Below are 11,965 nucleotides of genomic sequence, written 5' to 3' on the forward strand. Positions count from 1 at the left end.
GCAGTTTATGCCTCCATGCGGACATACAACCTAACTTCCCCTGTCAAACTTCATGACAAACACCCCCTTTCGCTGCCATCCACTAATAATACGAGCCAGCCTCCAAAAAAGTTTCATTTCTATCACCTACATCCGCCCCTCGCCTCCGGGCAGACCGCAGAGGCAAAGCATTATGCGCCTCTGCGGAATAGGGTGTAACGGTTACATCTGTATATCCAATTACGCCTCTTTACGAATGCCAAACATACCATTCAGCATGGATAACACTTTCTCCATGCTGCTTTCCTTGGAACCGGAAGTCTTGTAGGCATCCCTCCATTCCTGCGCCAGCCTTTTCATTTTCGTTCCGGCTGTTTCTGGGGCATTCCCATCTGTCCCCTGCGGCTTTTTATTGTTTTTTGAGGAAAGCCCTTTCCCTCCTTCAGTTCTGAGCCTCTTAAACTCGCCCTCAATCATTCCCTTAGCATCCGCCCTGTCCGCCATCTTCTGGAATGCCCGGTCAAGCCCGCTTAATTCTTCTTCCATTGTCATTTTGCGGAAACCCGTCTCTGAATTTTCATCCTCCACATAACGCTCCCTTGTGCCGTCCTGGTAGCCCCGCACGATTTCATCATAAAGGTTGCCATACGCCCTGACGGAATCCTCCATCTGGTCTGCAATGCCGTACGCACTGCCTGCCCTCTGCCCTTGCAGCTTTTCCATTTCCCCGGCCAGTTCGCCGCCATAGGCGTTTGCAGACAGTGCGCTTGCCGCCTGCTTTGCCTGCCTTATAACGCTCTCCTTGTTCCCTTTTACAACAACCCTGCCCGATATCCCTTTTTCACGGGTCTGTTTCCGATAGTTCTCAATTCCCTCCTGCGAAATGGAAACTTTCACCGCATTGTCCGCCTTCGGTTGCGGCGCATCCTTTTCCTTCTCCTGCGGACTGGCCAATCTGCTATTCTGATACCATCCGCTTGCTGCACCCGCCCGGCTTATATTTCCCTCTATATTTACTGACATATCAAATCCTCCATTTCCAAATTTACGCCCTGAAATCCACTCCGCCGAGCGTCCCATCAAGCTGGTCTAAAATGCTTGTGTCAAAGGCATCTCCCGGTTTCCATCCCGGATTGTTCTGTTTTACCAATGCCTCTAAACGGCTTCCATAATCCCCTGCCATTCTGTCCAATGTCCACGAAGCAGAACTGCGCTGTTTTGAAGGAAGAGTGTTTAAATACTTATTGATGACATCGTTTCTTCTGGTTCCTTCCGGTATGCTTTTTCCATTGGTGCTGATAAAATCCTGTTTTACCACCTCTGCCAGTTCCGTCTTTACTTCATCTGACACAGACACAATTTTTTTCCAGTCACTTCTCCCCGATATACATCTGTCCGCCTGCTCTTTTGACATCCATGGAATACCGTTCTCATCATAATATAAATTGCTGTGCTTATGCTTTACCCCTCCGCTAATAGCAGCACCCATCTGGTTAGATATACTTGTTTTATTTCCATTCTTCTGCGAAAACAGTTTATTCAAAAGGGAATACTGCGAAAGTCCTCTCAGATTGTTACTGCTGATATTCATATCACAACCTCCTCTTATATCTTCAAGTCCAGATTCGCACCAACCTGCGGCTGATCTTTTACTGTGGTTTTTCCTGCATCCTTTTCCTGGGCAGCTTCGATAATTGTCCGGATATCTGTATCATTCAGATAAACCGTTCCGCCTTTGGAATCAGCCATTTTTTCATGTAAAAGCCGCTCTGCTTTGTTCGGAGTTACTGTTCCATCCTCTGCTTTCTCCGTTTTCTTTTCTTCTAATGTTTCCTCTAATTTTACTTTCTTTTCGACTGCCTTTTCTTTCGTTTTTTCAATCAGTTTCTCGGAATTTTTCCGTCTTTCTTCCCGGAGCTTGTCGCTCATATTCAGCATAAAGTCATTTCTGACAAGGGCAATCTGGCGGTATTTTCCGTTTTCATCTATATAATCATGCTTAAATACCACACTCCATCCACTGGCATTCATTACGCTGTCCAGCATATTCACCGCCGATTCAACACCTTTAATCAACTCTTTCATTTCTTTTTCCTTCTCCGGATCATTCTGCATCTTTTTCAAAAGCTGCGGATTGATCGTCAATGTTTTGCCGCTTTTAGCTGTTGAGAAAGAATTCCCAACCTTAAGTTCCACACTTGGAACAAGTTTTTCCAGTTCGTCCATATACTCCGATGTGCTTCTTGGCTTGCTGCCCCCTGCTGTTTCTGATGTGTTTTCTGTTTCCTTCTTTTTTGTGCTGCCTGCCGCATTGCTCTGTGCCGCATAGCTACTGTAATTGTTTGTAATCTCCATTGCCATAATTTTTTCCTCCTTGATAATAAAATTTTTTGAAATCCATTTCTTTTACACGAAATGCTTATAACATTTTAAGTAATCCAAAATACCAGTCGTCCGTGATGCTTTCATATGGAATCCGCACTACTTCATCCTCTGAATTGTTTTCATAAATACAGCTTTCTGCTATGCCAGTTAAACCTGGAAGTTTATAAAACCCGCCGAAAACAATCCAAACCTCTCCTTCTGCATTGTTTTCTTCTAAAAAATCCTCAAATGCCTCGCTGTCTACATAAACGTAGCTGTCATCATATGAGATCATTTGCTGAATGCTGCTGTCATTGTTTGAAATGACAGTGCTCTGCCCATCAGCATATTCATATACCAGTATGTTTTCATCATTACTATAACGTGCATAGGAATGGCTATGTACCGCCAGCAGCATAATTACAATTATTAGAGAAGCTATGGCTGCCGCGCCCATGCACATCCTTTTACGGTATGGGCGGAAACCTGCAATCTCGCCCATCCGCCTTTTCATGTCTGCAAATTCCATTTCCCCGGCATAGGTGACGGCAGGCGGCGTACCCTCTGTCCCGGAGCGTAGCAGTTTCAGGGTTTTCAGCAACACCATTCCATATTCATGAGCCGCCCTCCCGCTGCCCTGTATGCACACCCTGTCACAGATATCCTCCATATCTGCCCGGAACTGTTTCTGGCAGACTGTCAGGAACGGGTTCACCCACAAGAGGCACCGCAGGACGTCCCATGCAAACCCAAACCACAAATGCCCTAACCGGATATGTGTCCGCTCATGCTGAATGACAGACCTTAATTCCTCCCTGCTGTAGCTCTCCAGCATTACCTTTGGGATGACGATCTTCGGTGCAAACAGCCCCACAGTAAACGGCGTCACATTCATGTCTGTAATCCTGACTTGCATATTATCCAGAGAAACCTTTTCCATCCCGGCAACCGACTTCCGGAGGCGCAGCCGCTTTCCGAATATACAGACAGCAGCTATAAGGATGCCCGCCATATAAATGCGGTCTGCCCACAGGCAGGTCATGGTTCCATGCGTTATCCGTCCTGTTATTCTCACCACTGCCTTATTCTCATAAAACATCTTCAGCTTTCCAAGGAACGGGATGAGCAGGAAGGATGACCATAGCAGCCCCCTTATGAATGTCCGTCTTGAAAAAAGCATCTTCCGGAGCAGCATCACAAGCCCGATCAGCACAAAGGAAAATGCCGCACACCGTACAAGCTGGGTAGTGTAATATGCCGCGCTGAAATCCAAAAGGCTGCCAATCCATGACCAGTCAGGCATGGGCTCCACCCTCCTTATCCGTGGATTCTGTCCCCCGCTCCCTGCTTTTCTCCAGAATCTCCTCCAGCTCTTTTATCTGTTCGTCTGTCAGTGCGAAGCTCTGCAGCAGCGCCGCCATCGCATTTGTCCCGCTGCCGGAAAAATAGCTGTCCACAAACTTCCTGCTTTTCTCCTTCACGCATTCCTCCCTTGACCTCTGCACATAGTAGTGGTAAACCCTCGAATCATGCTCATCCACCGTGTAGCCGAGGATGTCTTTCTGGTTCAGGCGGTTCATCAGCACCCGCACCATCCTCATCGACATATCCACAGTCCCCTGCATCCTCTTGTAGACCTCGGAGGATGTCAAAGGCTCCCCACACGCCCACAGGACTTCCATGATCTGCCATTCACTCGGTGTAATCTCTTCCTTTGCCATACCGTTTCCTTCCTTTCGTTTTATTTCGTCACTTTATATATCGGTCAATTATTGTTAATTGTTAAGAGCCGTTGACGCTTTTATATGATATGGGTATGGACAGAGGACAGATCATAGTTAAGCACTTCCCCTCTTTCCAAGTAATTTCCGGCCTGCCTGCAGAAATAACAGACCGCCGCATATAGAGAATAAGTCCACAGCGGCGGTCACTACTCGGTTACTTTGGTTTCAATTTTGCTTCTACCAACTCCTTATGGTAAAAATAATTTATATGTTTTATTGAATGTTCAGCGCAATATTCTTCAATCTCAACGGAAAGATTGTTCCAAAACCCCATGTTCCCTTTTACATATATTTCATCATATAATTCCACTAATTGTGGGTAGGCATTTTTTATGTAGCTGAGGATATCCTGTTTATAACTCCCACGCAGGTTCAGATTTTCAAACCAGTATCCATCCACGAATCTGTGTGTTTTTACTATTATTTCCTTATAATCTGTTATGCCCGGAAAGATGGGCGACATGAACAAAACGGTATATATGCCGTTCTCATGCAATGTTTCTATCGTTTCAAGCCGTTTTCCGATGCTGCTGGCACGATCCATATCACTTTTAAACTGCTCATCCAATGTATTGACCGAAACCGAAACTTTCAGATTTTTACACTGTTTCAATAAATCAATGTCCCTTAAGATCAGTTGGGATTTCGTTGAGATATTCAGTTCACAATCTATGGAAATCAACTGCTCCAATATCTTCCGTGTATTTTCGTATTTTTCCTCAAATGGGTTGTAACAGTCCGTTACGGATGACAGGAATACTGACTTTCCCTGCAGTTTCTTTTTGCTTATCGGCTTGTCACACCGCTTAATGTCAATAAAGCTCCCCCATGGCTCGCTATGGTTCGTAAACCGCTTCATAAAACAGGCATAACAGTACCTGCACCCATGAGGGCTGCCCACATAAGGGTTTATCACATAATCGCTTGACGGAAGGTTTGATTTTGTAACCAGATCTTTTACTACTACTTCTTTTTCTACCATGTTCATAAGATAGTCCCTCCGTGGAACATACAGGCATATACCTTTTTCTGCCTGCAATATATCCGTTCCTCTCCTGAAAAACATTCAAAATCACCCTGCACTTGGCACTGGTACATATAATCGCCTTTCTGATAGAATTCCGGCCCTCGGAACGGCATGGAAACCGACACATGAGAAAGCGCTTCTTTCAAAAATATAATATCAAAATTCTCATCCAGGCTCTCCCCGTAATAATTCATAGCCCACACTGCATGATTCCTTATCCAGACTCGTTCCCCGCCTATGAATTTCTGCCCGCCAAGGTAAGTATCCATATACAGGTAATCACCATCTTCATAACGGAAATCGTGGGAACCAGGCTGTGACGGCATGATTTCATTTTCACCCGTGATATATGTGTTATTTTTTGCCCTGACTAAAAAAATTCTGATATCCTGCATAGGATATTTCTGTTCACAAAAAAGACTGATTGTACAGATATCATTTTCCTTCACAAGCCTGTCTATGGAGACTTTAAAAATCTCACTAAGCTGTATAAGGTTCTGAATATCCGGAAAAGACTGTCCATTCTCCCATTTTGTTATAGACTGTCTTGATATATCCAGCCTGTTAGCAAGTTCTTCCTGTGACAGTTTCATATTTGTTCTTAGTAATTGCAATTTTTCTTTAAATTCCATTCTGACATCCTCCAGGCATTCATTATACTTGAGCGTTTTTCCATAATCAATCCACCTATACGTTCCAATCCGGCAACTGTTGGTTGCTTTCCAAAAAACAATTCTTCACTCTCTCTAAATTGAAAGGGGCGAATGCCCCGCAAGGCGGCACAAACGCAAACCGCTGTGTCAGCATATTAACTCTGTTTCCCCCGCTTTCCAATACGCAGACCGCCGCATATGGCGGTCTACCATAGCGGCGGTTAGCTTTTGTATTATTTGGCATTTTTATTATTTCCGTTTTTTCTTGATGATATGGACTACCACAGCGATAACAATGATTGCTGCAGTGACGCCAAACAGCGGCAGCCATGTATCAACAATGCTTTGAAATACAGCATCCCATTTAATGTTTTCCGGCATATCCTTTACTCCTCCATTCGTTTATTTTGATGTTCTGTCACCATCCGTTTGCAGGACAGATAGGTAGCGATAAAATAGCTTCCATATACCATAAGGAATATCACAACTGTGAAAACCATATTGGTTGAAATATGGATATTCATAAATTCCTCTACAATCTCCATTGCTTTCCCCATCAGGACAGCAGAATAAATACCGGCGACAGCAAGCGGGGCCGCAAAGAAAATAGCTGTCTGGAATAACAGGGTACGGTTAACCTGTTTCTTTCCTGCCCCCAGCTTCTGGAGCAGTCCATAGCGGTAAATGTTATCCGTTGTCTCCGTAAGCTGTTTCAAAGCCAGCAGTGCGGCGCAGATCAGCAGAAATATCAGGCCGATATAACAGCAGAGGAATGAAACCAGTGCATTTAACCCATAGAACATATCGTACATCATGTTCTTTTCCGCATAACGGTAACCGCAGGTATCATCCAGCCCAATCGGGATCATTTTCTGCAGAACCGCATCCGAATCAGCACCTGGCCGGTATTGCACCAGAAGTACATTGACGTCTTTCGTAAGGCTGCGGGCAACCGCATCCGGAACAACCAGTGTCCCCCGGTCATTGTTCCCGACAGAAGTCATAAAATAGGTCTCCTCTAAAACCGTATCAGACGCCCTTTGCAGAGGAATTCCGGCCAGCACGAAATCTGCATGGTTTTCCAGTGCTTTTTCCACATACTGAAAAGTCCCCTTGTAATTACAGTTCAGCAGATACTGATCTTCTGCCAGCGTGACAGGCTCTTTCCCCTGCATTGCCAGGGCACGGTTAAAATCCGAGACACCCAGCACGGATACACCACTTTCTAAGATTCCTTCGTCAATGGGCCACAGCTTAACATTCTGGCCTGCAAACAGGGTGCCGTAAGTAAAATCTGCCTCATAAATGCTGATCTGCTCCATATTTTCCGCAATGCCCGATAAATCGGTATCTCTGGATACAAGATATTCCAATATGCTGCCGTCCCCGTCCATGCTCACATCAGACAGCACATTCAGGTCGTAGGGCGTGGCAGACTTTGAAAGCCCATTCATGGCAAGCGCGGTACTTACGCCAACCGATACCGCACAAATCGTTACTGTGAGCAGTCCGCAGACAATCGTCATAATAAAATAATTCGTGCGTATCTTACTGCCAACCTGACGGACAAGGAATGTGTTCAGCCCCTTAAGATAAAGGCTGCTGTTTGCCCGGAGCATCCGGACAAGCACGGTAGACAGGGAATAGAAAAAGAGGAATGTCCCTGTTACAAGCAGGATGGCCGCCGTCTGAAAAGAGCGGTTCTCCCGTGAGGGCAGTATACCATTTTTGTAGAACATCGCCCCGGCAGACAGAATACACGCCAAAGAAACAAAGAACAGCAGCACGGGCAAAAAGCGGCTCCGGCCCTGTGACGTTTCATTTTTTCTGCCGGCTGTCAAAAGGTCAATCAACTGCACACTGGAAACAGACCGCACATTAAAGACCATGACAAGCAGAAAAATCACCGCAAAACAGAACGCAGTCTTCCTGAAAGCGCCCACGGAAAAGACAAGCTGAAACTTTGAAATCTCAATGGCAAACAGCTTTAAGGCGACCAGGGAGATTCCCTGCGACAACGCAAAGCCAAGGCATAAGCCTGTCACCAGTGCAAGCATCCCGACACACAGCGTTTCCCCTGCGAATATCCGGGAAATACGTCCCTTCTTCATGCCAAGCACCATATAGATACCCAGTTCTTTTTTCCTCCGCTTTAATAAAAACTGATTCGCATAAATGATCAGAAACGCAAGGACAACAGCAATCAGCACCGTCAGGGTAGAAAGCAAGATGCCGAGCTGGTCATAAAGAAGCGTTTTCGTCATGCCCATTTCTGAAAAAGCCGGCTGGTCTGAAACAGAATTAAATGCGTAAAAAACGCTCACCGAGATCATAAGGGTCAAAAAGTAGACCAGGTAATCCCGGATATTTTTCCCCACATTTTTCATGATCAGTTTACAAGAGGTCATTCTGCTCACCTCCCAAAACGGAAACCACCTCCAGAATCTTTGCAAAAAACTCTTTCCGGCTGTCAGCGCCGCGGTTCAGCTCCTGAAAGATTTTCCCATCCTTTATAAACAGGATGCGGCGGCAGTAGCTTGCAGAAAAGGCGTCATGTGTCACCATGAGGATTGTTGCGTCAAGGCGTTCATTCAGCTCCGTCAGCATGCCAAGCAGCATCCGGGAGGAATTGGAATCCAAGGCACCGGTGGGTTCATCGGCCAGAACCATTGCGGGGTCTGTCACCATTGCCCTTGCCGCCGCCACCCGCTGCTGCTGTCCGCCCGACATCTGGTAGGGGTATTTATCCAGCACCTCGCAGATTCCAAGTGCTTCTGAAATCCGGGTCACTTTTCTCCTGATCTCTGCCGGCTTCACCCCTGCGATAGATAGCGAGAGGGAGATATTTTCATAAGCGTTCAGCGTGTCCAGAAGGTTAAAGTCCTGAAAAATAAAGCCCAGCTTCTTCCCGCGGAAATCCGCAAGCTGTGAGCCGTGTAAGGCGGTGATGTCTTTCCCGTCTACAAAAATATGCCCGCTTGTCACCGTATCGATCGTGGAGATACAGTTGAGAAGCGTTGTCTTTCCGGAACCGGAAGCCCCCATAATGCCCAAAAACTCACCTTTGCAGACCTGAAAGGAAATATGGTCTACGGCTTTTGTCAGGCTTCCCTTGTTGCCGTAATACTTTTGGATATCATCCACCTGCAAGATTGCATCGTTCATCGTTTGTTTGTCTCCTTTCCAAAAGGGTAATCCCTATTGCACCCCTAATCTACCATACCGATTGGAAGCCTGCCATTATTTTAGATTACATTTTCATTACCAAAATGTAAGGAAACAACGGATGCCAGGCTTCGCCAGACATCTTTATGTTAAGCAAAAAGGCGGGTCATAATCCCGCCTCCTGCAAGTAGCTTTCCCGTGGGAAAGTCAAGGTGACTGCCGTCCCCTGCCCCGATTCACTTTGGATGGTAATGCCAATGTTCATTTTACCGCAGAGCTTTTTGCAAAGGTACAGGCCGATTCCTGTAGATTTGGAGTAGCGACGTCCATTATCCCCGGTGAAGCCTTTATCAAAGACACGGGGCAGATCCGCAGGGGATATGCCAATCCCATTGTCCGAAATGATCAGCCGGACAGCATTCTGCTCCGCATCTGCCGAAAACGAGACCTGCAGGTCCTCAGTACGGTACTTGATTGAATTGGAAATAATCTGGCCGATGATAAAGGAACAGCTTTTCATATCTGCACAGACAGGAATGTCCAGTCCGCTGAAAACAGGCCTGCCTCCCGCCTGGATCAGCGGCTTTGAATAAGTCTTCAGGGCAGAATTTACAAGGGCCTGCAGGGTCGTCTTTTCCACCTTGAAATCTTTTTCCACTGCCGCAGAGCGGGCGTAATATAGTACCTGTTCCACAAAGCCATCTATCCTGCGCAGTTCATCATCAATCCGCAAGGTGGTGGGATTTTTATGGTTCTCAACGATCAGGCGGGCGGCAGCAATCGGCGTCTTGATCTCATGTACCCATGAATCAAGGTATTCCCGGTATTCCTGACTGTTCTGTTCCGCATCCGCCAGCCGGTCATTTTGGTACTTGTTACAGCGTCTGAGTATCTCATCCAATATCTGTCCGTCTAAAAAATCGGGGCGGACAAGGATTTCCCCAATCAGCGTTTTTTCCTCCAGCCTGTCCAGAATTTCCCATAACTGGTTATAATAGTTCCTCCTGCGCCAGTAACCATATAGAAAAGCGCATACAAAAGCCATAAACAGAATGCTTTCCACAAAGAGGATAAAAATCATTGGTGTTTCGATCAGCCAGAGCAGCGCAAAAACAAGCAGCCCTGACACTGACAGGCAAAGGAAAGAAAAAATGTGGTCTGCCGCATAATCCTTCACTTTCATACAAGATACCCCAATCCACGCTTTGTTTCCAGATAATCAGGAAGCCCGATTTCTGCCAGTGTCTTCCGCAGACGGACAATATTTACATTAAGCGTATTTTCATCAATGAATTCTTCGCTCTGCCATAGGTCATCAATAATGGCATCCCGTGGAATGATATTCCCTTTGTTTACCATCAGCAGGCGCAAAATTCCCATTTCATTCTTTGTAAGTTTCTTATTCTGGCCGTTATGGCTGATCTCCGCCTTTAATAAATTCAAAGTCAGCCCCTTATGGGTAAGCACCACGCTGTCCTGTGCTTCGCCAGCCCTTGAAAGAAGTTTCTGTATCCGTGCCAGCAGCACCTGTGCATTGTATGGCTTGGATACAAAATCATCCGCACCGATATTCAGGCTCATCAATTCGTCAAAGTCTGTGTTCCTGCTGGTAAGCACAATGATAGGGACATGGGAGCTTTGCCGGATTTCCCGGCACACCTGGAATCCGTCCTGGTAAGGCAGGTTGATGTCCAGCAGAATCAGGTCTGCCCCGGAAGCAAGCGCAAGCTGTGCTATATCATGAAAATCGTCACTGCTCTCACATTGAAAACCATATTTTTCAAAAAAATGTGTTAACTCTTTCCGAATAGGAACTTCGTCCTCAATTATAAATAATTTCATCTCCGATTTCTCTCCCTTGTTTTATTCTGCCAGCAATCGGCTTCTCCACTGCTTTTAGAATCAGCCAGACAGTTCCAGCCTTTTCATTGTTACCCTTTCATTCCATCTCCCTGAACGTGCCGGCCATTCCTCCCACAAGGCTCCACTGGCGCTGCATATAGGATTTCAAACTTTCCGTGCCTTGCCGATATGCCTCCCGGACTGTTTCCTATTACTTCGGCAGAAAACCGTTCCCCCTAAAGCAAAAGCGTCCTCTGAATTATACCATAAAATTTATCTGTTTTTCACCCAGTGGCACGAAATGACTATTTTTCGGGAATGGAAAGCAAAAAAGAGCCATTGCACAGCCCTTTTCTCCAGTTATCATTTTCAATTTTTCTGTATACTATCACGCAAAACCCCAAACTATCACGGAAACTCATATACAAACACGAAAACTCCATGCAGTTTCCGTGTTTGTATCATATCCCCCGTTTTTCAACAGCATTTTCCGTCAAACTAATACGCCTTTCAGCCAAAACCGCCAATATCCTACTCCTTTTTACCTTTCCGTTTTATACTATCACGGAAACCCCCGACTTTTGCGTGAAAGTATACTTTTGCCTGATAGTACGATTTTTTCCCCTATCGCCATCCTATCAGCGGCATCCAAAAACAAAAAAATTGGGGCCCACCACCCACCGTGATGAACCCCACCAAGCCTTAAAAACCTTGATTTTAAGCCATTCTTCCATACTTTCGCCTGCGAGTACCCAAATTCCTATGGCATCAATTGGAAATAGCCGCCTGGGCGGCTGTTAAATATTTTTTATCACACCCAGCATAAGACTCTGCCCCGCCCCATTCAAACCTTTTAACGATTCCTGCTATCGTTAAAAAGTGGTGCAAAATCAAAAAAACGAAACTGCTCCCGCCACAGAAAAAAGGCTCAAAAAGCAAAAAAATAAAACCGCAGAACCCGCGAAATGCCTTATTTTCAGGCATTTCCACAATTCCGCATTGTATCAATTTCGTTGTTGCGATGTTTCCTTGTACCTGTGGACATTTTCCTGATAGAATTCTAAAATTTCTATCGTTACTTGTGAGTTAAAAGTTTGTACCACTAAGAAGCCAGAAAATCCCAGTGTTTTTCTGACTCTTCCTGTAGCTCA

Annotated in this window: 13 protein-coding genes; all 13 read right to left on the reverse strand. The window is 45.7% G+C overall.

Translation table 11 applies throughout. The features are described from left to right. Positions 1–219: 219 nt before the first annotated feature. Positions 220–1,002 carry a hypothetical protein gene (locus tag D7Y06_RS21290; protein WP_016293592.1) on the reverse strand — a complete coding sequence of 261 codons (783 nt, stop codon included), beginning with the start codon at positions 1,000–1,002 and terminating at the stop codon, positions 220–222. 22 nt (positions 1,003–1,024) lie between these two features. Then, positions 1,025–1,570, reverse strand: a complete 546-nt coding sequence (locus tag D7Y06_RS21295) for a DUF3879 family protein (protein ID WP_120409628.1) — start codon at positions 1,568–1,570, stop codon at positions 1,025–1,027. Positions 1,571–1,584: 14 nt separating this feature from the next. Then, on the reverse strand, positions 1,585–2,340 hold the full coding sequence (locus tag D7Y06_RS21300; protein WP_120409629.1) for a DUF6033 family protein: 756 nt from the start codon (positions 2,338–2,340) through the stop codon (positions 1,585–1,587). A gap of 58 nt (positions 2,341–2,398) precedes the next feature. Further along, positions 2,399–3,646 carry a M56 family metallopeptidase gene (locus D7Y06_RS21305; protein WP_016293588.1) on the reverse strand — a complete coding sequence of 416 codons (1,248 nt, stop codon included), beginning with the start codon at positions 3,644–3,646 and terminating at the stop codon, positions 2,399–2,401. After that, on the reverse strand, positions 3,639–4,064 hold the full coding sequence (locus tag D7Y06_RS21310) for a BlaI/MecI/CopY family transcriptional regulator (RefSeq protein ID WP_016293587.1): 426 nt from the start codon (positions 4,062–4,064) through the stop codon (positions 3,639–3,641). Before D7Y06_RS21310 ends, D7Y06_RS21305 begins: the two co-directional genes overlap by 8 nt. Before the next feature lie 217 nt (positions 4,065–4,281). Then, complete coding sequence (locus tag D7Y06_RS21315; protein WP_120409630.1) at positions 4,282–5,115, reverse strand: radical SAM protein; 834 nt, start codon at positions 5,113–5,115, stop codon at positions 4,282–4,284. After that, a complete protein-coding gene (locus D7Y06_RS21320) occupies positions 5,112–5,786 on the reverse strand; it encodes a DUF5680 domain-containing protein (RefSeq protein ID WP_004068819.1) in 675 nt (224 codons plus the stop codon). The genes D7Y06_RS21315 and D7Y06_RS21320 overlap by 4 nt, the downstream gene beginning before the upstream one ends. 55 nt (positions 5,787–5,841) lie before the next feature. After that, a complete protein-coding gene (locus tag D7Y06_RS25665) occupies positions 5,842–6,051 on the reverse strand; it encodes a hypothetical protein (RefSeq protein ID WP_147415734.1) in 210 nt (69 codons plus the stop codon). A 5-nt stretch (positions 6,052–6,056) separates the two neighbouring features. Continuing rightward, a complete protein-coding gene (locus D7Y06_RS27725) occupies positions 6,057–6,188 on the reverse strand; it encodes a hypothetical protein (protein WP_256387245.1) in 132 nt (43 codons plus the stop codon). A gap of 5 nt (positions 6,189–6,193) precedes the next feature. Beyond that, positions 6,194–8,215: an FtsX-like permease family protein gene (locus tag D7Y06_RS21325; protein ID WP_120409631.1), complete on the reverse strand. Its 2,022-nt coding sequence runs from the start codon at positions 8,213–8,215 to the stop codon at positions 6,194–6,196. Then, positions 8,202–8,972, reverse strand: a complete 771-nt coding sequence (locus tag D7Y06_RS21330) for an ABC transporter ATP-binding protein (RefSeq protein ID WP_120409632.1) — start codon at positions 8,970–8,972, stop codon at positions 8,202–8,204. Before D7Y06_RS21330 ends, D7Y06_RS21325 begins: the two co-directional genes overlap by 14 nt. 166 nt (positions 8,973–9,138) lie before the next feature. Then, positions 9,139–10,155, reverse strand: a complete 1,017-nt coding sequence (locus D7Y06_RS21335; RefSeq protein ID WP_120409633.1) for a sensor histidine kinase — start codon at positions 10,153–10,155, stop codon at positions 9,139–9,141. After that, the gene (locus D7Y06_RS21340) at positions 10,152–10,814 is read right to left on the reverse strand and encodes a response regulator transcription factor (RefSeq protein ID WP_120409634.1); all 663 of its coding nucleotides are present in this window, start codon (positions 10,812–10,814) and stop codon (positions 10,152–10,154) included. Before D7Y06_RS21340 ends, D7Y06_RS21335 begins: the two co-directional genes overlap by 4 nt. Positions 10,815–11,965 lie beyond the last annotated feature (1,151 nt).

The organism is Roseburia sp. 1XD42-69, from assembly GCF_003612565.1.
Lineage (GTDB): Bacteria > Bacillota > Clostridia > Lachnospirales > Lachnospiraceae > Roseburia_B.